We start from the raw sequence: 25,164 nt of genomic DNA on the forward strand, positions 1-25,164 counted from the left end.
ATGGGCGAGGTTCCTCTCACCATCGCCCAGTACATCGAGCTTCGCGGTGACATCGACCTCGACCTGCTGACCGAGGCCACGGTCCGTACCGGCCGGGAGTTCGGCTCCGGCTTCCTCCGCCTCGTCGAGATCGAGGGGATGCCCTACCAGTACGTCGACAAGTCCCTCGACGACGCCATCACCTACGTCGACCTCCGCGCCGAGGACGATTCCGTCGACGCCGCCGAGAAGTGGATGCGGGCCAACTACAGCGCGCCCGTCGACCTCCTCGAGGACCGCCTCGTCGTGGTCTACCTGCTGCACGTCGGGGAAAATCACTACTTCTGGTTCTGCCGCATCCATCACATCGCGCTCGACGGTTTCGGCGCGATGGCGCTGATCGCACGCATCGCCGAGATCTACACCGCGCTGGTCGAGGGCACCGAGCCGCCCGCGTGCCGCGCCGAGGACCTGGTCCGGATCGTCGAGGACGAGCAGCGGTACCGGAACTCCGAGCGGTTCGCGAAGGATCGCGAATACTGGGCCGAACGCACCGCGCACCTGCCCGAGGCCCCGAGCCTGGCCGGTCGTGCGGCCATGGTGGGCAAGTTCGCGCGGCTTTCCTCCGAGGCCCTGCCCGAGTCCACCGCCACCCTTCTCGACGAGGCTCTCGGCGGCAGCAACGCCAGTTCCGCGCCCATCGTGGTGGCCGCATTCGCCGCGTACCTGGCCCACATGACCGACCGGACGGACGTCGTCCTCAGCCTCCCGGTCTCGGCGCGCACCACCGCGACGTTGCGCCGCTCCGGCGGAATGGTGTCGAACATCGTTCCGCTCCGACTGCAGATCACCCCGGAGATGACCGTCCCCGAACTGGTCAAGAGCGTCCAGATCGAGCTGACCGGTGCCCTGCGTCGCCAGCGGTACCGGCACGAGGACATCCGCCGGGACGCCGGAGCGCCCCAGGGCCAGCGTGGCTTCTTCGGTCCGTCGATCAACATCATGATGTTCCACAGCGAGATCAAGCTGGGGACGGTCACCGGACACCAGAACGTCCTCACCACCGGACCGGTCGAAGATCTCTCGCTGAACATCTACCAGGGTGTGGCGGGCAGCAAGATCCACATCGACTTCGAGGCCAATCCCAACCTGTACTCGGCGGACGAGCTGGACCGTCACCACAGCCGCTTCTTCGACTTCTTCGAGCGCTTCCTCGGCGCCGGCGACGACGCGTCGGTGTCGGACCTCGCCGCGATGAGCGACGAGGAACGCGGACAGGTCGTGACCGGGTGGAACGGCGACGTCGTGTCGCCGCCGACGGGGACCGTCGTCGACCTGTTCGACGCCCAGGTCGGGCGCACGCCCGACGCGACGGCACTCGTCTTCGACGGCGAGGAGCTCACGTACGCCGAGTTCGACGCGCGGGTGAACCGTCTCGCCCGGACGCTGATCGGCAGGGGAGTGGGTCCCGAGGCGAAGGTCGCGCTCGCGATCCGCCGCTCGCTCGACTCCATGGTTGCGATGTACGCCGTCGTCAAGGCGGGCGGCGCGTACGTGCCCCTCGACCCCGACCACCCCGCCGAGCGCACGGCGTACGTGCTCGAGAGCGCCCGCCCGCTGTGCATCCTCACGGTCGCGCGGGACGGCCTCGTCTTCCCTGCCGATCAGGACGTCCTGGAGATCGACGCCCTCGATCTGAGCGGCGTGCCGGCGGACCCGATCCGCGACGACGAGAGGGCCGCGGACCTGCGGCCGGCGAACCCGGCCTACGTCATCTACACGTCCGGGTCCACCGGACGTCCGAAGGGCGTGGCCGTGAGCCACGCTTCCGTCCTCAACCAGGTCACGTGGATCGCGGCGCGCTACGGGCTCGGCGCGGACGATGTCGTGCTGCAGAAGACCCCGACGACGTTCGACGTGTCGGTGTGGGAACTGTTCGCCGCACTCGCCTCCGGGTCGCGTCTGGTGATCGCCGCGCCCGAGGGGCATCGCGATCCCGCCTACCTCGCCGACGTGATCGCACGCGAGAAGGTCACGGCGACGTCGTTCGTCCCGTCGATGCTGTCGGTGTTCGTCGCCGAGGCCGACCGCGAGCAGCTCGCCAGCCTGCGCGTCGTTCTCGTTGCGGGAGAGGCATTTCCGCCCGCAGTCGCCGCAGCGTTCCGCGCGAAGTCGGACGCCGGGTTGCACAACCTGTACGGCCCCACCGAGTTCACCGTGCACGCCACCGCAGGCGAAGTGGATCGGGAGACCCACCACACGATCCCGATCGGCACCCCGGTGTGGAACACCGAGGCGTACGTGCTCGACGGCCACCTCCGGCCCGCTCCCATCGGATCCGCGGGAGAGCTCTACCTCGCGGGCGCTCAGGTCGCGCGCGGCTACGAGGGCCGGCCGGAGCTCACGGCGGAACGCTTCGTGGCCAATCCATTCGGTGCCGCGGGAACCCGCCTGTACCGTACCGGCGACCTCGTCAAGTGGCGCGTCGACGGCAGCATCGAGTACCTCGGTCGCACCGACTTCCAGGTGAAGGTGCGCGGCCTGCGCATCGAACTGGGCGAGATCGAGGCCGCGATGTCCTCGTATCCCCATGTGGCGCAGTCCGTTGCGGTCGTCCACGACAGCTCCCTGGGGCAGCGGCTCGTCGGTTACGTGGTCCCCGAACCCGATTCGGCGGTGGACGTCGAGGATCTCACGGTCCACGTCGGCCGCGCGGTGCCCTCGTACATGGTTCCCGACGCCGTCGTGGTGATCGCCGAGATGCCGGTCGGCGCGAGCGGCAAGCTCGACCGGAAGGCCCTGCCCGAACCCACGTTCGCGGCGGAATCCAGTGAGTACGTGGCCCCTCGCAGCGCCATGGAGGAGTCGATCGCAGGACTGTTCGCCGAGGTTCTCGGCCTGCCGCGGGTCAGTGTCGGCGACTCGTTCTTCGCGCTCGGTGGCGACAGCATCGTCTCGATCCAGCTGGTGTCCCGCGCGAAGGAAGCCGGTGTCCTGTTCACGGCCCGCGACGTCTTCGAGCGCAAGACGGTGGCCTCGCTCGCCGAGGTCGCGAAGTCGGCATCCGACTCGGCGACGGTGCACGTTCTCGAGGAGCTGCCGGGCGCCGGTATCGGCACGATGCCGCTGACACCCGTCGTGCACTGGATGACGGAGCTGGGCGGCGACTTCCACCGCTTCTCCCAGTCCATTCTCCTGGCCCTGCCGCCGAAGGTGGAGCGCGACCGCCTGGTGCGCACGCTGACGGCCGTCGTCGATCGCCACGACGCTCTGCGTTCGTCGTTGCACCGCACCGACTCTCCGGCCGGATGGTCGCTGGAGGTCGCACCGATCGGCTCCGTCGACGTCGACCGGCTCGTCGACCGCGTCGAGTTCAGCGAGGGACCCGGCACCGACTCGTTCGAGGCGCTGGCCGCGCACGCCCTCGAGCGCACAGTGGACACGTTGGACCCGGCGACCGGCAGCGTGGTGCGTTTCGTCTGGTTCGCGCCCGCAGAGGACTCCGCAGATCTCGCACCGCGGGACGGCGAGGACGGCGACAGCGGAGACGTCGAGCGCACCCCGCAGTCGGGACGACTGCTCGTCGTGATCCACCACCTCGCCGTGGACGGTGTGTCCTGGCGAGTGCTGGTGCCCGACTTCGCATCCGCGTGGGCGCAGATCGCCGCCGGGGCAGACCCGCTGCTCCCGGCGGTCGGCACCTCTGTGCGCCGCTGGGCGCACGGACTCGCAGACAACGCCCGGAGTGCCCGCCGCGTCGCCGAACTCGACTACTGGCGCACCACCCTCGACGGTGCGGACCCGCTGATCGGTTCGCGCGCCCTCGACGGCCGCGACACGGTCTCGACCACCGGCCGGGTCCGGCTGGAGGTCCCGGCCGACGTCACCGACGGTCTGCTGACCGACGTGCCCCGCGCCTTCCACGGCGGCGTCAACGACGGTCTCCTCACCGCCCTCGCCCTCGCCGTCGCGGCGTGGCGCGCCGAACGCGGCGTCACCGAGTCCTCGACCCTCGTGCACCTCGAAGGTCACGGCCGCGAGGAGACGGTGCTGCCCGGCGCCGATCTCGCCCGTACCGTCGGCTGGTTCACCAGCATGTTCCCGGTCCGGTTGTCGGCGCCCGGCGTCGACGTGCGCGACGCCCTCGCCGGCGGTGCGGCCGCAGGTCAGGCCGTCAAGTCGGTGAAGGAACAACTCGCACGGGTACCCGAGCACGGCATCGGCTACGGAATGCTCCGATACCTCAACGCCGAGACCCGCGCGGTTCTCGCGGCGTTGCCGAGCCCGCAGATCAGTTTCAACTATCTCGGTCGCGTGTCGGTCGGCGAGATCCCCGACGCGTTCCGGGCTGCGGGCTGGGTGCCCGACACCGACACCATGGAGCTGACCGGTACCCGCAACAGCGAGATGCCGGTGCACTTCGCCCTCGACATCAACGCGATGATCGTGGATGTCGAAGGAGAACAGCGACTTTCGGCCACCGTCGACTTTCCCCACGGCGTTCTCACCGACTCCGAGGTCGGCGAGCTCACCGGTCTGTGGACGCGTGCGCTCGAAGGTCTCGTCGAGCACACGAAGCGGCCCGGGGCCGGTGGCCGGACGCCGTCGGACCTCGACCTCGTGTCCCTGAGTCAGAGCCGGATCGACACGCTCGAGAGCGACTATCCGGCGCTCGCCGACGTCTGGTCGCTGGCCCCGCTGCAGGTGGGCTTGCTGTTCCACGCGTCGCTGGCCGATACCGCCACCGACGTGTACACCACCCAGCTCGTCATGGACCTGGGCGGATCCGTGGACACCGGCCGTCTCCGCCGTGCCGCGGAGTCGCTCGTCGCGAGGCACCCCAACCTGCGCACCGCGTTCGTCGCGGGCGACGACGGCACCGGCATGCAGGTGGTCGTCGACCGGGTGGAGGTGCCGTGGACGCAGGTCGACCTCTCGGCCGCGTCCGAGTCCGACCGTGAGGCGGAACTCGATGCGCTGATGCTCGCGAACCGGACCGACCGGTTCGACATGACCGCACCGCCTCTCGTGCGATTCCTGCTGGTCGAGACGGGCGAGGACCGCTACCGGTTCGCCGTTACCAACCACCACATCCTCCTCGACGGCTGGTCTCTGCCGATCCTCATCCAGGATCTGCTGACCCTGTACGCGGTGGACGGCGACGCGCTGGCACTGCCGCAGCCGCGTCCGTACCGCAGCTACCTCGAGTGGCTGTCCGCGCAGGACCCGCAGGTGCCCGTGGCCGCATGGACGAAGGCCCTGGGCGGTATCGAGGAGCCCACCCTCCTCGCACCTGCGCACGCGGAGACCGCCCCGACGCTCGCCCCCGGTGAGCTCGTGATCGATCTGCCGGACGCCCTGCTGGCCGACATGACCGCGCGCTCGCGCGAACTCGGCGTCACCATGAACACTCTCGTCCAGGCTGCGTGGGGAATCGTGCTGGGCAGGCTGACCGGGCGGGACGACGTGGTGTTCGGCACCACCGTCTCGGGCCGTCCGCCGCAGGTGCCGGGCATCGAGTCCATGCTCGGGCTCTTCATCAACACCCTGCCGGTGCGGGTCCGCGTCCGGTCCGGCGACGCCGTCCGCACCCTGCTCGACCGCATCCAGCACGAGCAGACCGAGTTGCTCGATCACCATCACGTCGGGCTCACCGACATCCAGCAGGGACTCGGCCTCGGCGCGCTGTTCGACACGCTGATGGTCTACGAGTCCTACCCGCTCGACCGTGAGGCTCTCACGAAGAGCAGCGACATCGAGGGCCTCCGCGTTCTCGACGTGACATCCAACGACGCCACGCACTACCCGCTGGCGATCGTCGCGATGACGGACCCGCGGCTGCACCTGACGGCCAAGTTCCTTCCCGAGATCTTCGAGGCCGCCGAGGTCGAGGAGATCATGGTGCGGGTCGTCCGCGTGCTCGGCGCGCTGTCCGGGGACGTCGACACACTCGTCGCGGACATCGACATCCTCGCCCCCGGCGAGCGGGCCTCCCTGCTGGCGGCGCACGGCACCGACGCCGCCGCACCGCTGTCGCTGCCGGAGATCCTCGCCGCGACCGCGGCGGAGAACGGCGAGCGCATCGCTCTCGTCGCGGACGGCGAATCGCTCACCTACGCGGAACTCGACGCGCGCTCGAACCGGCTCGCCCGCGTGCTCGTCGACCGCGGTGTGGGACCGGAAACGTCTGTGGCGCTCGGGATGACGCGTTCGCTGCACTCGGTGATCGCAACGTGGGCGGTGGCCAAGGCCGGCGGCGCCTTCGTGCCCGTCGACCCCCGCTACCCGTCCGAGCGCATTGCACACATGGTTGCCGACTCCGGCGCGATCCTCGGCCTGACCGTGGCCGCCCAGCGGGACACCCTTCCCTCGGACGTCGATTGGCTCGCCCTGGACTCGTCCGAATGCGACGCGCTCTGCACCCCGAAGTCGGCGGCGCCGGTCACGGATTCCGAGCGGACCGCGTCGGTACAGCTCGAGCACCCGGCGTACATGATCTACACGTCCGGCACCACCGGCCTGCCCAAGGGCGTCGTCGTCACCCACACCGGTCTGGCCAACTTCTCCGCCGAGCAGCGCACCCACTACGGGGTGAGCCCGTCGGCGCGGACCCTGCACTTCGCGTCCCCGAGCTTCGACGCGTCCGTCCTCGAACTGCTGCTCGCCTTCGGCTGCGGCGCGACGATGGTCGTTGCCCCGGCAGACCTGTACGGCGGTGAGGAACTCCGAAACTTCCTCGCGGACAACGAGGTCACCCACGCCTTCGTCACTCCCGCCGCGCTCGCGTCGGTGGAGCCGGCCGGACTCGACCGGCTCGAGGTCGTCGTCGTCGGCGGCGAGGCGTGCCCGCCGGAACTGGTGGAACGCTGGGCGCCGGGTCGTCGGATGTACAACGGGTACGGGCCCACCGAGGCCACCGTCATGAGCAACGTCAGCAACCAGCTGGTGCCCGGGAGCCGGATCGAGATCGGCGGTCCCGTCTGCGGGGTCACCGTCTACGTTCTCGACGAACTGCTGCGCCCGGTACCCGTCGGCGTGGCGGGAGAGTTGTACATCGCAGGCCCCGGTCTCGCACGCGGCTACCACGACCGTCTCGGCCTCACCGCCGAACGATTCGTGGCGAACCCGTTCGGCGAGAACGGCAGCCGGATGTACCGCACGGGCGACATCGTCCGATTCGTCGTCGACCACGGGCACCGCGCCGGTTACGGCGTCGAGTACGTGGGCCGCAGCGACTTCCAGGTGAAGGTCCGCGGTTTCCGGATCGAACTCGGCGAGATCGACGCCGCGCTGGCCAAGCACCCGGATCTCGAATTCGCGGCCACCCTCGGCACGTCGATGCCGTCGGGTTCCACCGCCCTCGTGTCGTATGTCCTGCCGACCGCGGGCGCCGCGGTGGACGTCGCCGAGGTGACCCACTTCGTCGGCGACACGCTTCCGGCGCACATGGTGCCGAGCGCGGTCGTCGTCCTCGACGAGATCCCGCTCACCACCGCAGGCAAGCTCGACCGGAGGGCTCTGCCCGAGCCCGACTTCGACGCCCTGCAGGCCGAGATGGTCGAGCCGCGCACGCCCACCGAGGAGCTGGTCGCCGGTGTCCTCGCCGACGTACTCGGGCTCGCGAAGATCAGCGTCGCCGAGTCGTTCTTCGACCTCGGCGGCAACTCGCTGGTGGCGACGAAGGCGGTCGCCCGGCTCAACGCTGCCGCAGGCACCCGTCTGGGTGTGCGCGAGTTGTTCGAGGCGCCGACCGTGGAGCGGCTCGCGGTCAAGGTTGCCGAGCAGGCAGGCACCGGCTCCGGCCGGCCGGTCCTCCTCGCGCGGCCGCGCCCCGGGCGCGTTCCGCTGTCGATGGCTCAGCAGAGCATGTGGCTGATGAACCGGTTCGACACGGCGTCCTCGGCGTACAACATCCCGCTCGCCGTGCGACTGTCCGGTTCGCTCGACATCGACGCGATGTCGTCGGCCGTGTCGGATGTGCTCGCGCGGCACGAGTCTCTGCGGACCGTGTTCCCCGACTCCGGCGACGGCCCGTACCAGCAGGTCGTCGACACCGAGCAGGTTCCCGTCGACCTGACGCCCGTCCCGGTGACCGAAGCCGAACTCCACACGGCCCTCACCGAATTCGCCACCGAGGGATTCGACGTCACGGTCGCGCCCCCGCTGCGTATCCGGCTGTTCGCCACGAGCGAGAGCGAGTTCCTGCTCGTCCTCGTCGTGCACCACATCTGCGCCGACGGCGCGTCGATGTCGCCGCTCGCGCGGGACGTCATGGTCGCGTACAGTGCGCGCACCGCCGGCGCGGCTCCGCTGTGGCAGCCGCTGCCGGTGCAGTACCCCGACTTCGCGCTATGGCAGCGCGAGGTCCTCGGTGACCCCGCCGACACCCAGTCGCTCGCGGGCAAGCAGATCGCGCACTGGGCCGACACCCTCGCCGGGGCACCCGAGCTCATCGACCTTCCGCTGGACCACGCACGCCCGGCCAGGCAGTCGATGCGGGGCGATTCGATCGACTTCGCGATCACCCCCGAGCTGCGGCGCGGCCTCGAAGCGGTCGGCAAGGAACGCGGCGCCTCGCTCTTCATGGTGACGCACGCGGCATTGACGACGCTGCTGTCGCGGCTGAGCACCAGCGACGACATCACCGTCGGCACCCCGCTCGCCGCCCGCAGCGATCAGGCGCTCGACGACCTGGTGGGCATGTTCGTCAACACCCTGGTCCTGCGCACCCACGTGCGGCCGGGGGATTCGTTCGCCGAACTCGTCGAACGGGTCCGCGAAGGCGACCTGGCGGCGTTCGGCAATTCCGACGTGCCGTTCGAGAAGATCGTGGAAGCACTGCGGATCCGGCGCTCGGCGGCGTACTCGCCGCTGTTCCAGGTGATGCTGTCGTTCCAGAACAACCGGATGGACGCGCTCGAACTGCCCGGTCTGACCGTGCGCGTGATCGAGGACATGGCGCAGGGCGCCAAGTACGACCTCACGTTGACGATCACCGAGAAAGCCGACGAGTCGGGTGAACCGGCAGGCCTCGGCGGCAGGTTCACGTTCGCCACCGACCTGTTCGAGCGGAGCACCGCGGAACGGATCTCCGAGCGGTTCGTGCGGATCCTCGAGGCCGTCGTCACCGATCCCGGTGTCGCTGTAGGCGACATCGACATTCTCACCGAACACGAGAGAGCAAAGTTGAGCCAAGCCCGACCTGCCCGCACGATGACAGTTCGCGAGCTGCCGCAGCTTCTCGCTGCAGCGGTCGAGGTCGATCCCGACGCCGTCGCCGTCGCCCACGACGGCATGCAGGTGACGTACCGCGAGTTCGACGAGCGGCTCCGCTTGATGTCCGCGCCGCTGTCGGAGCGCGGGATGGGTCCGGACGCGATCGTCTCCGTCGTGCTGTCCGGTCTGGTTCCCACGATCATGATGGCCCCGCCGTCCGAGGACGGGAAGGACGGCTTCGGCACGATCCTCGACCAGGTCATCGCGGACGCGCACGCCCTCGTCGGTGACATCGAGATCGCCGCGCCCGCACCGGAAATCGTTGCGACGCCGGAGGCGGAGGTCGCCGAAACGTCGGGATGGCCGCTCGAACTCTTCGTCACGCGCTGGCAGGAGTGGGTCGAGCGCGACCCGGAGGCCCGCGCCGTCGTGGCGGGCGGCGTCGAGACCAGCCGCGGCGAACTGAACCGCCGGGCCAACCAGCTCGCACGCGAACTGCTGTCCCGTGGTGTCCGCCCCGACGACGTCGTCGCACTCCTCACCCCCCGTTCGGTCGAATGGGTGATCGGGATGCTCGCCACCTGGAAGGTCGGCGCCGCGTACTCCCCGTTCGACCAGAAGTGGGGAATGGAGCGGATCACGGGCCTCGTCGAGGACAGCGGCACGCGGACCGTGGTGGCCACCCGGTCCTGGAGCGGGCTCACCGAGGCACCCACCGGGAACGCGGCCCTCGACGACCCGATCGTGCTCGACGACCCCGACACGGTGCGCCACCTCGAATCGCTGGACGACACCGACTTCCCGCACGACCCGTGGTCGGACGAGCACGCCGGCAAGCGCCTGGGGCACGTCATCTCGACGTCGGGCTCGACCGGGCGGCCCAAGCCCACGATGGTGCCGATGCTGGGCCTGTCCAACAACTATCAGTCGTACCAGTGCGACCTCCGGGTGAAGGACGGCACCGGACTGCTGATCGCAAACTCCCCGCTGTTCGACCAGACCCAGAAGAACATCTGGGTGGGTCTCGCGTACGGCGGTGTGCTCCACCTCGCCGACGACGGCTTCGATCCGGGACCGATTCTCCGCATGATCGGCACGGGCGAAGTCCAGATCACGAACCTGGCACCCAGTGCGTTCGAGGTCCTCACCGAACTCGATACCGACGGCGTCCTGCCCAATCTGAAGGTCGTCCTCCTCGGCGGTGAGATGCTGCGGCCGGCCGCCTGCACGGCACTGATCGGCACCGATTCGCGTCTCCTCAACAACTACGGTCCGACCGAGGCATCGGTCACCTGCTCCTCGTACGAACTGGACCTCTCCACCGCGGACGCCGAGTCGTGGCCGGTCCCGTTCGGCGCCGCGTTCCGCGGTGTCCGGTACCACGTGCTCGACGGCCGGATGCGCCCCGTGCCGCCGGGAGTGACCGGCGACCTCTACATCGGCGGCCAGGTCCTGGCCCGTGGATACGGCAACATGTTCGGCACCACCGCGTCACGATTCGTGGCGAACCCGTTCGAGGGGCCCGGCGCCCGCATGTACCGGACCGGTGACCTCGTCCGCGAGCGTGCCGACGGCGGACTCGTGTTCGTGGGACGCAGCGACTTCCAGGTGAAGATCCGCGGTCTCCGGATCGAACTCGGAGAGATCGAATCCGCACTCAACGCGACCGACGCGGTGCAGAAGTCGGTGGTGGTCGTCCACGACAGCGAGCAGGGCCCCCGGCTCGTCGCATACGTCACCGCAACCGCAGGCGCCGAACTCGACGTCGATGCGACGCTCGACGCACTGCGGCACGTACTGCCGTCGCACATGATCCCGGACACGGTGATGGTGCTCGACGAGATGCCGCTCAACGCGAATCTCAAAGTCGACCGCAAGGCCCTCCCGGACCCGGTCTTCGCCACGAGCACGGTCGAGTTCGTCGCACCGCGCACCCCGCTCGAGGAGGTCGTCGCCGGCATCTTCGGTGACGTGATCTCCGCGACGCGGGTGAGTGTCGACGAGTCGTTCTTCGACCTGGGCGGCAACTCGCTCAGCGCCACCCGCGTCGCTGCCCGCGTCACGTCCGCGACCGGCACCGAGGTCGGGATCCGTGATCTGTTCGACGCCCCGACCGTTGCCACCCTCGCGAAGCTCGTCGAGGACCGGGCCCACAACGGCTCCACCCGGCCGGCACTCGTCGCGGGCGAGCGCCCCCGGGAGTTGCCGCTGTCGCTCGCGCAGCAGCGGATGTGGTTCCTCAACCGTTTCGATCCGTCGTCGCCGGCGTACAACGTTCCGCTCACCGTGCGACTGCGCGGCGAACTGGACGTCGCCGCCCTGGCTGCGGCGCTCTCCGACGTCGTCGCGCGGCACGAGGTGCTGCGGACCGTGTTCCCGGACTCCGATTCCGGTGCGCACCAGGTGATCCTGCCCGCCGCAGGCATCGACCTCGCTCTCGAGCCGGTCGACGTCCGGGAGGAGGACCTGCGGGACCGGATGTTCGAGTTCGGTTCCACCGGCTTCGACGTCACCGACACGATCCCGGTCCGGGCCCGCCTGTTCCGGCTCGGCGCGACCGACCACGTGCTGGTGCTGGTCATGCACCACATCGCGTCCGACGGCGCGTCCACGCTGCCGCTGGCCCGCGATGTCATGACGGCCTATGCGTCCCATCTGGACGGAACGCAGCCCGCGTGGCCGGCGCTGCCCGTCCAGTACGCGGACTACGCGCTGTGGCAGCGGGACGTGCTCGGTTCCGAGGACGACCCCGATTCCCTGGCCGCCGCGCAGATCGACTTCTGGTCGAAGACCCTGGCGGGTGTGCCCGACGTCCTGGCCCTCCCCACCGACCGGCCCCGCCCGACGGTGCGGTCGATGGCCGGTGCCTCCGTCGGCTTCTCCGTCGACGAGGACATCCACCGTCGTCTCGGTGAGGTCGCCCGCGCACACAACGTGTCACTGTTCATGGTGCTGCACGCGTCGCTGTCCGTGCTGCTGGCACGGCTCAGTTCGAGCACCGACATCGCCATCGGCACAGCTGTGGCCGGGCGCGGTGACGAGGCGCTCGAGAACCTCGTCGGCATGTTCGTCAACACGCTCGTGCTGCGGACCGAGGTCGAGCCCGGAACGTCCTTCGCCGAACTGCTCGAGCAGGTCCGCACCCAGGACCTCGCCGCGTTCAGCAACCAGGACGTCCCGTTCGAGCAATTGGTGGACGCCCTGAAGCCGGCCCGGTCCACGGCGTACTCGCCGCTGTTCCAGGTCGTGCTGACCCATCAGGTCAACGGCATTCCGTCGCTCGAGTTCGCCGGACTCGAGGCGACACCCGGTGCCGTGGACGTCGAGTTCAGCAAGTTCGACCTCACCGTCGACCTGCGCGAACTGTGGTCGGACGAGGGTGCGCCCACCGGGATCACCGGCGTTCTCGGGTTCGCCACCGAGATCTTCGACGCGGATACCGTGCAGGGCTTCGCGGATCGCTTCGTGCGGATCCTCGCCGCCGTCGCAGGCGGCGGAACCGACATCGCCGTGGGCGATATCCCCATCCTCGACGCCGAGGAGACCGAGGAACTGACACCGGTCCGCGGTATCGAGGGCACGTCGCCCACGACTCTCGTCGAACTGCTGTCCGCGGCGGTCGCCGCGAACCCCGACGGGGACGCGATCGTCTCGGGCGGCGACAGCATCACCTACCGCGAGCTGGACGAGCGCTCGAACCGTGTGGCGCGCATCCTGATCGAGCGCGGAGTCGGCGCGGAGACGTTCGTCGGGCTCGGCATCACCCGCTCGATCGCGTCCATCGTCGGAATCTGGGCCGTCGCCAAGAGCGGCGGCGCATACGTGCCGATCGACCCCCGGTACCCGGACGAGCGCATCGCGCACATGGTGACCGATTCCGGTGTGTCGCTCGGGCTTTCCGTGAGCTCTGAGGTCGGCCGGCTTCCCGCGGACGTCGACTGGCTGGTCCTCGACAGCGAAGACTTCGAGAACGCCTCCGCGCGTTACTCCACGGCCCCCGTCGCGGAGGCGGAGCGTCGCACGGCGGTGACACCGGCCAACAGCGCCTACGTGATCTACACGTCCGGCACCACCGGGCAGCCCAAGGGCGTCGTCGTGACCCACCGGGGTCTTGCCAACTTCGCGGCCGAACAGCGTGAGCGTTACCAGGTGACGGCGGACTCGCGGACGCTGCACTTCGCGTCGCCGAGCTTCGACGCGTCCGTTCTCGAACTGCTGCTCGCGGTCGGCGCCGGCGCCACCATGGTGATCGCTCCCACCGACGTGTACGGCGGACCCGAGTTCGCGACGTTCCTGCGCGAGCACCGCGTCACACACGGCTTCGTCACGCCTTCGGCGCTGGCGTCCGTGGATCCGTCCGGGCTGGACGACTTCCAGTTCGTGGTCGCCGGCGGCGAGGCCGTCCCGGCGGAACTCGCGGCCCGCTGGGCACCCGGACGCTCACTGTTCAACGGATACGGTCCCACCGAGACCACGATCATGACCAACATCAGCGACCCGATGGCCGCCGACGGTCCGGTCACGATCGGTGGTCCGATCCGCGGCACCAGCGCACTGGTCCTCGACGATCGACTCCGCCCCGTTCCGGTCGGTATCGCAGGTGACCTCTATCTGTCGGGTCTCGGGCTCGCCCGTGGCTACCACCGGCGCACGCCGCTGACCGCGGGACGCTTCGTCGCGAACCCGTACGGTGAGCCGGGCGACCGGATGTACCGCACCGGCGACGTCGTGCGGTGGAAGAAGGACGCGGACGGCACGCTGACCGTCGACTACGTCGGCCGCTCGGACCAGCAGGTGAAGGTCCGCGGATTCCGCATCGAACTCGGCGAGATCGACGCGGTGCTCGCCAAGCACCCCGCCGTCGACTTCGCCACGACGTCCGTGCTGCCCGGCCCCTCCGGGGATTCGGTCCTCGTGTCGTACGTTCTCCCGGTACCGGGCGCCGAGGTGGACGTCACCCGGATGCTGGACTTCGTGGGCGAGTTCGTGCCCACGTACATGGTGCCGTCGACGATCGTGACCCTCGACGCCATCCCGCTCACCCCGGTGGGCAAGCTCGACCGCCGGGCCCTGCCCGAGCCCGAGTTCCTCGCGGAGGACCGTGAGTTCCGTGCCGCGGGAACCGCTCTCGAACAGCGTGTCGCCGCGGTGTTCGCGGAAGTGCTCGGTGTCGACGTGGTCGGTGCCGACGACTCCTTCTTCACCCTCGGCGGCAACTCGCTCGCCGCCACCCGCGTGATGGCGCGGATCAACGAGGCCGTCGGTATCGACGCACCGGTGCGCGAGATCTTCGAGGCCCCCACGGTGGCGCAGCTGGCCCGCAGGCTGGAAGAACTCGGTGTGGACGGCGGCGCCCGTCCGCCCGTCACCGCCGGAGCGCGTCCGGACCGTCTGCCGCTGTCGCTGGCACAGCAGCGGATGTGGTACGCCAACCGGTTCGATCCCGAATCGGCCGAGTACAACATCCCGTTGGCGCTGCGGCTCACCGGCGCACTGGACGTCGACGCGCTGCGCTCGGCGATCGCCGACGTCGTTGCCCGGCACGAATCGCTGCGCACGGTGTACCCGGATTCCGTCGACGGCCCCTATCAGGTCGTCCTGTCCGCGTCCGACACGAAGTCCGGGCTCGACGTCGTCCGCGTGGCCGACGAGCAGGAACTGCGGGAGCGGGTCGTCGCGCTGGCATCGGCAGGCTTCGACGTCACCGCCGACGTCCCGGTTCGCGCCGCCCTGTTCGAGCTCGGGGAACGCGACCACGTCCTCGTGGTCGTGGTCCACCACATCTCGGCGGACGGCTCGTCGATGGCCCCGCTCGCACGGGACCTGTTCGGGGCCTACGGCGCTCGCATGCAGGGGGAGGAGCCCAGCTTCTCGCCGCTGCCCGTGCAGTATCCGGACTTCGCCCTGTGGCAGCGGAATCTCCTCGGCTCCGAGGACGACCCGGAGTCGCTCGCGGGCAAGCAGATCGCGTACTGGACGCACGCGCTCGGCGATGCACCGGAGGTCCTCGACCTCCCGGCGGACCGGCCGCGTCCGGCCGTCCGCAACCCGCAGGGTGGCCTGATCGAGTTCGAGATCGGGCAGGACGTGCACCGGTCGCTGAACGAACTCGCGCAGACCCACCAGGCGTCGCTGTTCATGGTGGTGCACACCGCACTCGCCGTGCTGCTGGGGCGTCTGAGCAACACCAGCGACATCTCCGTCAGCACCCCGGTCGCGGGCCGCGGTGACCGCGCGCTCGACGACCTCGTCGGGATGTTCGTCAACACGCTCGTGCTGCGTACCGATGTCGACCCGAACGCCCGCTTCAGCACGCTGCTCACGCAGGCACGCGAGGTCGATCTGAATGCATTCGGCAACGCGGATGTGCCGTTCGAGCAGATCGTCGAGGTGCTCCGTCCGTCGCGCACCGCCGCGTACGCGCCGCTCGCGCAGGTGATGCTGAGCTTCCAGAACCTCGAACGGCCGAAGCTCGACCTCGACGGGCTGACCGTCGAGGTCCTCGAGAGCGGACTCACCACGAGCAAGACCGATCTCGGTGTCGCCGTCGAGGAACGGTTCGACGAGGGGGCCGTCGCGAACGGCATGCGGGGCTGGTTCTCCTACGCCACCGACCTCTTCGACGAGTCGACGGTCCGCGGTTTCGCCGATCGCTTCGTTCGGGTGCTCGAGGCCGTCACGGCCGACGCGGACGCCGTGGTCGGTGACATCGACATCCTGACCGAGGGCGAGAAGGCCGGACTGGCCGTGCCGGACGAGGGGACGCAGTCCCTGATGTCGCACTCCATCTCGGAGGAGCTGGCGGCCACCAAGTCGCTGCCCGAACTCCTCGACGGTGCGGCGTCGATCAACCCGGACGGAATCGCGCTGTCGCACAACGGCACCGATGTCACGTACGCGCAGTTGCGGGACAAGTCGGCGGAACTCGCGCGCACGCTCGCCGGTGTGGGCGTCGGCCCGGAGGCCGCGGTCACGGTGGCCCTGTCCACCCTGCTGCCCGGACTGCTCGACGGCTCGTCGGGCGAGGGCTTCGCCGACACGTTCGCCGGTGTCCTCGCGGGCGTGATCGCCGACGCGACGTCGGCGACCTCCGCGACCGCGGCGGAGGAGCGCACCCTCGTCGACCTGTTCGACGAGCAGGTGGCGCGGACGCCGGACGCGGTTGCCCTGGTGTTCGGCGACGACGCACTGACGTATGCCGAGTTCGACGCCAGGACCAACCGCCTGGCACGGGAACTGCTCGCACGGGGTGTCGGCCCGGAGTCCAAGGTCGCGGTCGCGCTGCGCCGCTCCCTCGAGATGATGATCGCGATCTACGCGATCGAGAAGACGGGCGCCGCCTACGTGCCGCTCGACCCGGATCATCCGGCGGCGCGCACCGCGTACGTGATCGAGAGCGCCTCCCCGGTCTGCGTGCTGACCTCGTCGGCCGATCGGGACGCCGAGACGGACGCGCCGCGGATCGAGGTGGACACCGTCGACCTCTCCGGTCACCCCGACGGTCCGATCACCGATGACGAGCGCGGGGCACCGGTCCGTCCGGATTCGACCGCCTACGTGATCTACACGTCCGGATCGACCGGTAAGCCGAAGGGCGTCGCCGTCAGTCACCGGGCGATCGTCAACCGGTTGCTGTGGATGCAGGACACCTACCCGATGGATTCCACGGACGTCGTCCTGCAGAAGACTCCCGTCACGTTCGACGTGTCCGTGTGGGAACTGTTCTGGCCGCTCGAGGTCGGAGCCAAGCTCGTCGTCGCGATCCCGGACGGGCACCGCGACCCGGCGTACCTCTCCGAGGTCATCGCCGAGCACAGCGTGACCACGATGCACTTCGTGCCGTCCATGCTGGCGGTGTTCACCGCAGGTGCGGACGCCCCGCTGTGCGGTTCGCTGCGTCAGGTGTTCTGCAGTGGCGAAGCCCTTCCGCCTGCCTCCGCGGCCGCGTTCCGGGACTTTTCTTCCGCAGCGCTGCACAACCTGTACGGCCCGACGGAGGCCGCGGTCGACGTCACCTACTGGGAGTGCACCGAAGCGGACCGCACGACGGTGCCGATCGGCGCACCCGTGTGGAACACCCAGCTGTACGTCCTCGACTCCCGGCTGCGTCCGGTGCCCGCGGGCGTGCACGGCGAGCTGTACCTGGCCGGCATCCAGCTGGCCCGCGGCTACGTCGGCCGCAGCGACCTGACGTCGGACCGGTTCGTGGCGAACCCGTTCGGCACGGCCGGGCAGCGGATGTACCGCACCGGCGACATCGTCCGCAAGCGCGCCGACGGCATCGTGGAGTACATCGGGCGCCGCGACTTCCAGGTCAAGCTCCGCGGACAGCGGCTCGAGCTCGGCGAGGTCGAGTCCGCGCTTCTGGCGCACCCGTCGGTGGCGCAGGCCGTGGTCGTCGTGCACCGCAGCGAGACCACCGGCGAGAACCTGGTGGGCTACGTGATCCCGGTGGCCGATGTGGCGATCGATACCGCGTCGGTGCTGGACGCGGCAGCGGAGACGCTGCCCGCGTACATGGTGCCCGCCCGGATCCTCGTCTTGGACAGTTTCCCGCTCGGCGCCACCGGCAAATTGGACCGGGGTGCACTTCCCGAACCCGACTTCGTCAAGTCTGAGGCCGAATACGTCGCACCCCGCACCCCGGTCGAGGAGATCGTCGCCGGGGTGTTCGGCGAGGTGCTCGGCGTCGAACGCGTCGGTGCCGCCGACTCGTTCTTCGACCTCGGCGGAAACTCCATCAGCGCAACGAGGCTCACCGCCAGGCTCACCGCCGCGCTCGGCGGGAGGCTGTCGGTTCGGGAGTGCTTCGAGCACCCGACCGTCGCGGAACTCGCGGAGCTGCTCGAGGCGACCGCGAGTACCGGCGAACAGCGTCCCGCGCTCGTCGCCCGTCCGCGGCCCGACCGCATCCCGCTGTCGCTGGCGCAGCAGCGGATGTGGTTCGTCAACCAGTTCGATCCGTCCTCCCCGGCGTACAACCTGCCGCTGGCGGTGCGGCTGACCGGCTCGATCGACCCGGCGGCGCTGAATGCGGCGTGGGCGGACGTCGTGGAGCGGCACGAGTCGCTGCGGACGGTATTCCCGGTCGGCGACGAGGACGCGCACCAGGTCGTGCTGACCCCAGCCGACGTGGTGTCCGATCTGACCCCGACCCCGGTCTCGGACGAGCAGGACCTGTACGCGCGGATGCGTGAACTCGGCGCCACCGGATTCGACGTCACCGAGACGGTGCCGGTGCGGGTCGCCTGCTTCGAGGTGAACCCCACCGACCACATCCTGATGATGGTCGTGCACCACATCTCGGCCGACGGTGCGTCGCTGGCGCCCCTGTTCACCGACATCATGACCGCCTACGCGGCGCGTGCCGCCGGCAGTGCTCCCGGCTGGGAACCGCTGCCCGTCCAGTACGCCGATTACGCGCTGTGGCAGCGTGTGTCGCTCGGTGACGAGTCCGACCCCGAATCGCTGGTCGCCCGCCAGCTCGGCTACTGGCAGCAGGCGCTCGGCGGGCTCCCCGAGGTGCTCGAGTTGCCGACCGACCGGCCCCGGCCGCCCGTGCAGTCGCTGCGCGGTGCGTCGGCACGGTTCACGATCGACGCGCAGACCCACCGCGGGCTGCTCGCGATCGCCCGAGAAACGAACTCGACCCTCTTCATGGTCGTGCACGCGGCGCTCGCCGTCCTGCTCGAGCGGTTGTCGTCGCAGACGGACGTCGCCATCGGCACGCCGGTCGCCGGCCGCGGCGAGCAGGAACTCGACAGGCTCGTCGGCATGTTCGTCAACACCCTCGTGCTCCGCGCGTCGGTGCGCCCCGACGACACCTTCGCCGACCTGCTGGCCCAGGTGCGCGCTACCGATCTGAATGCGTTCAGCCACAGCGACGTTCCGTTCGAGCGTCTCGTCGAGGTACTCGACGTCCCGCGGTCGACGGCGCACCAGCCGCTGTTCCAGGTGGCGTTGTCGTTCGACAACAACGAGTCGGTCCGGATGGAGTTCCCGGGTCTCGAGATCTCCGCACTCGACGCCCCGCTCGAGGTCGCCAAATTCGACCTCCAGCTCAGCGTCGGCGAGCGCTACGTCGACGGCGCCGCCGCAGGTATCGCCGCGACGTTCAACTACTCGACCGACATCTTCGACGAGCAGACCGTCCTGAGGTTCGCGGACCGGTTCGGCCGGATCCTCCATGCCGTGTCGGCCGACCGCGACGTGGTCCTCGGCGACATCGAGATCCTCGACGCCGCGGAGAAGGCCGCGATCGCCCCGGTCCGCGGACCGCAGTCGATCGAGCCGCGCACACTGCCCGAGCTGCTGCGTTCGGGTGTCGAGATCTCGCCGGAATCGGTCGCGGTGTCCTTCGAGGGACGCGAGGTCACGTACCGGGAACTCGACGAGCGGTCGAATCAGCTGGCGCGCGTCCTGATCGATCGTGGCGTGGGACCGGAGAACTATGTCGCACTGGCGATCACGCGTTCCGTCGAATCCATCCTCGGAATCTGGTCGATCGCCAAGGCCGGCGGCGCGTACCTGCCCGTCGACCCGAAGCTTCCATTCGAGCGGATCGGCGAGATGCTGTCCGATTCGGCGGCGGTCCTCGGACTGACGGTCGCCCGCCATCACGACGACCTTCCCGGCACGGTGCCGTGGATCGTCCTCGACGATTCGGCGGCGGCCGAGGAGATCGGTGCCCGCGCTGCGGGCGCGGTGGAAGACGCGGATCTGCGGCGCGCGCTGACGGTCGACCACCCGGCGTATCTCATCTACACCTCGGGTTCGACGGGTAAGCCGAAGGGCGTGGTGGTCACCCACCGCGGTCTGGCGAACCTCACCCGCGAGGTGCGCGAGCATTACGTCGTGTCGCCGAACTCCCGATTCCTGCACGTCGCGTCGCCGAGCTTCGACACGTCGGTCGGGGAGATGCTCGCCGCGTTCAGCGCGGGCGCCACCCTGGTGATCTCGCCCGCGGACGTCTACGGCGGCGACGAACTCGCCGAGCTGATCCGCCGCGAACGGGTCAACAACGTGGTCATGACGCCGACCGCGCTGATGACCGTCGACCCGGACGGGCTCGACTCCGTCACGTCCGTCGTGGTCGGTGGCGACACCTGCACACCGGAACTCGTGGCACGGTGGGCTCCCGGCCGCGAGATGCGCAACGCGTACGGTCCCACCGAGACCACGGTCATCGTCACCATCACCGAACCGATGGTGGCGGGTGAGCGTGTGACGATCGGTTCGCCGCTGCGTGGCGTCGAATCCCTCATCCTCGATTCGCGGTTGCGTCCGGTGCCGGAGGGAGTTCCCGGGGAGCTCTACATCTGCGGTCCGTCGGTGACCCGTGGCTACCACAACCGTCCGTCGGTCACGGCGGAGCGGTTCGTGGCCAACCCGTTCGGCGAACCCGGCGCGCGCATGTACCGCACCGGCGACGTCGTGCGCTGGGCGGACGGGCATCGGGTGGAGTACGTCGGCCGGTCCGACTTCCAGGTGAAGGTCCGCGGGTTCCGCGTCGAACTCGGTGAGATCGACGCCGCCCTGGCCGCACAGCCGGAAGTCGAGTTCGCCGTCACCGTGGGTCGCGAGAATCCGGCCGGGCTGACGACCCTCGTGTCGTACGTCCTGCCCGCCGACGGTGCGACCGTCGATGCGGAATCGCTGAAGTCGGTTGTCGGCGAGACGCTTCCGCCGTACATGGTGCCGTCCGTCGTGATCCTCCTCGACGAGATCCCGCTGACCGGCATCGGCAAGCTGGATCGCGCGCGGCTGCCCGAGCCCGAATTCGTCACCGCGGGTGCGGAATTCCGTGCCCCGACGACACCCGGGGAAGAGACGATCGCAGGCATCTTCGCCGACGTGCTCGGGCTCGAGCAGGTCAGCGTCGACGACAGCTTCTTCGACCTCGGCGGAAACTCGCTGAGCGCCACCCGTGTCGTGTCGCGGGCCGGACAGGTCTTCGGTCGCCGCATCGGAGTGCGGGAACTGTTCGAGGCGCCGACGGTCGCGGGCCTGGCCGCCCGCATCGGCACCCCGGACGAGAACGTCCGACCGCGGCCCGTCCTCGCGCCGCGGGAGAGGTCTGCCTTCGTCCCGTTGTCGCTGGCGCAGTCCCGGATGTGGTTCATCAACCGCTTCGACCCGGACTCGCCCGCCTACAACATTCCGCTCGCGGTCCGGTTGACCGGTGCGCTGGACGTGGACGCGCTGCAGGCCGCCGTGTTCGACGTGCTGGAGCGTCACGAGTCGCTGCGCACGATCTACCCGGACTCGCCGGACGGCCCGCATCAGGTGATCCTTCCCGCCGACCAGGTCCGGCTGGACCTGACGCCCGCCGCGGTGTCGGACGACGAGCTGCGCGAGCAGTTGGTGGAGATGGTCACCGCCGGATTCGACGTCACCGCCGACCTCCCGCCGATCCGGACGCGACTGTTCGAGGTCGGCCCGCAGGACTACGTGCTGGCACTCGTCGTGCACCACGTGTCCACCGACGGCGAATCCACGGCGCCGTTCGTGCGCGACGTCATGGTGGCGTACGCGTCGCGGGCGGCAGGCCGGGAACCCGGCTTCGCTCCGCTCCCGGTGCAGTACGCGGACTACGCGATCTGGCAGCGTGAACTCCTCGGCAGCGAGGACGACCCGGACAGCCTGATCGCCGCCCAGCTGGCCTTCTGGAAGAAGACGCTGGCCGGCGTGCCCGACCTGCTCGAGCTGCCGGTGGACCGGCCGCGACCGCCCGTGCAGTCCCTGCGCGGGTCGCGGATCGACTTCACCATCGACGCCGAGGTGCACCGCGGTCTGGCAGCACTGGCCCGCAGGCACAACGCCAGCGTGTTCATGGCCGTGCACGCCGCGTTCGCGGTGCTGCTCAGCCGCCTGTCCGGCACCGAGGACATCTCGGTGGGCACCCCGATCGCAGGCCGCGGTGAGCGCGAACTCGACGACGTCGTCGGCATGTTCGTCAACACCCTCGCGCTGCGGGTGCAGGTCGACGGGCAGCAGACGTTCGACGAGATCCTCGATCGTGCCCGGGAGGCCGACCTCGAGGCGTTCTCGCACGCCGACGTCCCGTTCGAGCGCCTGGTCGAGGTCCTGAACCCGGCACGCTCGATGGCCCACCATCCGATCTTCCAGGTGGGCTACTCGTTCCAGAACACCACGAAGGCCGAGCTGGAACTGCCCGACCTCACCGTCACACCGCTCGAGGTCGAGGGCGACACCGCGCAGTTCGACCTGCATCTGATCCTGGGCGACAGCCCCGAGGGGGAGCAGATGTCGGGCGTGTTCACGTTCGCCACCGACCTGTTCGACGCCGTCACCGTGAAGCGTTTCGCGGACATGTTCCGCCGCGTCCTGGCTGCTGCGGTGGATTCGCCCGGGACCGCGGTCGGTGACCTGCCGCTCGCAGGCAGCGACGAGCGCGCGCTCGTGGTGTCCGGATGGAACGACACCGAGCGGGTGTTGCCGGAGACGACGCTCGCGGACATGTTCGCGTCCGCCGCCGCGGAGAACCCGGACGTCACCGCTCTCGTGTTCGAGGGCGAGTCGTTGACGTACGCCGATTTCTCGACGAGGGTCAACCGGTTGGCCCGGCACCTCGTCGGCCGCGGGGTCGGCCCGGAAACCGTGGTCGGCCTGGCGATTCCGCGTTCGGTGGAACTGCTGGTCGGAATGTACGCGGTCGCCGCGGCCGGCGGCGCGTACCTGCCGATCGACCCGGACCATCCGGCCGACCGCACCGCGTACGTCCTGGAGAGTGCGCAACCCGTCTGCGTCCTGACGACCCGCGCCGTCGCCGGGGGACTGCCGGGCGGAGTCGACCACCTCCTCCTCGACGAACTGGATCTGGGCGGAATCGACGCGTCTCCGCTGACCGACTCGGAGCGGATCGCACCGCTGCGGCCGGAGAACGCCGCGTACGTGATCTACACGTCCGGCTCGACCGGTCGCCCGAAGGGTGTGGCGATCGCGCACCGTGCGATCGCGAACCAGTTGCGCTGGAAGCAGTCGGAATACCCGCTCACCGCGGAGGACTCGGTGCTGCTCAAGACGGCGGCGACGTTCGACCTGTCGGTGTGGGAGTTCTGGTGGGCGCTGACCGCGGGCGCACGTCTGGTCGTCGCCACACCGGACGGACACCGCGACCCGTCGTACCTGGCCGCACTCGTTGCGGAGCAGCAGGTTTCGACGGTGCACTTCGTGCCTTCGCTGCTGTCGGCGTTCGTCGCGGTGGCGGAGCCGGCACAGTTGGTGTCGTTGACACGTGTGCTCTGCATCGGTGAGGCACTGCCCGCCGACACGATGCTCCGGTTCCGCGACGTCTCCGACGCGGAGATCTTCAACCTGTACGGCCCCACCGAGGCCGCTGTCAGCGTCACCCACTACCGGTGCGGCGACGAGCGCGACGGTGCGGTCCCGATCGGCAGGCCCGAATGGAATACGCAGACCTACGTTCTCGATTCGCGTCTGCACCCTGTTCCCGCCGGCGTCACAGGTGAGCTCTATCTCGCGGGCGAGCAGTTGGCGCGCGGGTACTTCGGCCGCCACGACCTCACCGCGGAACGGTTCGTCGCCAACCCGTTCGGCGCGGCCGGGCAGCGGATGTACCGCACCGGTGACCTGGTGCGATGGAACCGGGACGGCAACCTCGACTACGTCGGCCGGAGCGACTTCCAGGTCAAGGTCCGCGGTTTCCGGATCGAGCTCGGCGAGATCGAGCGGGCGCTCGTGGCGCATCCGTCGGTGGCGCAGGGAGTCGTCGTGGTCCACCACGACCGTCACACCGGGGACCGGCTCGTCGGCTACGTGGTGCCGGAGCAGGGCGACTCCGTCGACGACGCCGACGTGCTCGCGTTCGCCGGCCGGTCGGTGCCGGGCTACATGGTGCCGTCCGCGCTGATCACCCTCGACGCATTGCCGCTGAACATCAACGGCAAGCTCGACCGCAAGGCGCTCCCCGAACCCGAGTTCGGCGGCGCCGCGGACCATTACCGGGCCCCGCGTACCCCCGTCGAGGAGATCGTCGCGGGTGTCTTCGCGGACGTGCTCGGTCACGAGCGGGTCAGCGCGGACACGAGCTTCTTCGACCTCGGCGGCAACTCGCTCGTCGCGACGCGGGTGGTCGCCCGCATCAACGCCGCGCTCGACACGTCGATCGGTGTGCGTGAACTGTTCGAGGCTCCGACGGTGATCGCGCTGTCGGCTCGCGCCGAGCAGTCCGATTCGGCGGGCGCGAGCCGCCCGGCGCTGGTGCCGCAACCGCGTCCCGCCCGGATTCCGCTGTCCCCGGCACAGTCCCGCATGTGGTTCATCAACCAGTTCGACACGGCGTCGGCGGCGTACAACATTCCGCTGGCGATCAAGTTGACGGGCCACCTCGACGTCTCGGCGCTCGAACAGGCACTCGGCGACGTCGTCGAACGCCACGAGACGCTGCGCACGACGTACCCCGACACCGGCGACGGTCCGGGCCAGGTCGTGTTGTCGCGGGCCCGGAGTTTCACGTCTCTGGACGTGGAGAACGTCGCCGACGAGAACGCGCTGCGTGAGCGTGTGGTCTCTCTCGTCACCGCCGGTTTCGACGTCGCGCAGGCCGTCCCGGTCCGCGCGCGTCTCCTGCGGATCGATGCCGAGCAGCACGTGCTGGTCATCGTCGTGCACCACATCTCGTCCGACGGCGCCTCGACGGCACCGCTGGCGCGCGACGTGGTGATCGCCTACAGCGCCCGCGCCGCCGGTTCCGAACCTGCGTGGGCACCGCTCGACGTCCAGTACGCGGACTTCTCGCTCTGGCAGCACGAGTTGCTCGGCGACGAGAACGCGTCGGATTCGCTGGCGGCCAAGCAGATCGACTACTGGCGGACCACGCTCAGCGGTCTGCCGGACGTGCTGCCGTTGCCGACGGACCGGCCGCGTCCGCCCGCGCAGTCGATGCGCGGCGCGAACTTCGACTTCGAGATCGACGCGGAACTGCGC

At 69.6% G+C, this 25,164-nt stretch carries 1 protein-coding gene (cut by a window edge); it reads left to right on the forward strand.

Translation table 11 applies throughout. The annotated features are described in order from the left end of the window. Positions 1-25,164 carry the 5' portion of a non-ribosomal peptide synthase/polyketide synthase gene (locus DTA22_RS32820; protein WP_245973315.1) on the forward strand. 8,562 nt of this gene lie beyond the right edge of the window, so the window shows 25,164 of its 33,726 coding nt (coding positions 1-25,164); its start codon is at positions 1-3; its stop codon lies beyond the right edge, outside the window.

The organism is Rhodococcus wratislaviensis (assembly GCF_900455735.1).
In the GTDB taxonomy this organism is placed as follows: Bacteria; Actinomycetota; Actinomycetes; order Mycobacteriales; family Mycobacteriaceae; genus Rhodococcus_F; species Rhodococcus_F wratislaviensis.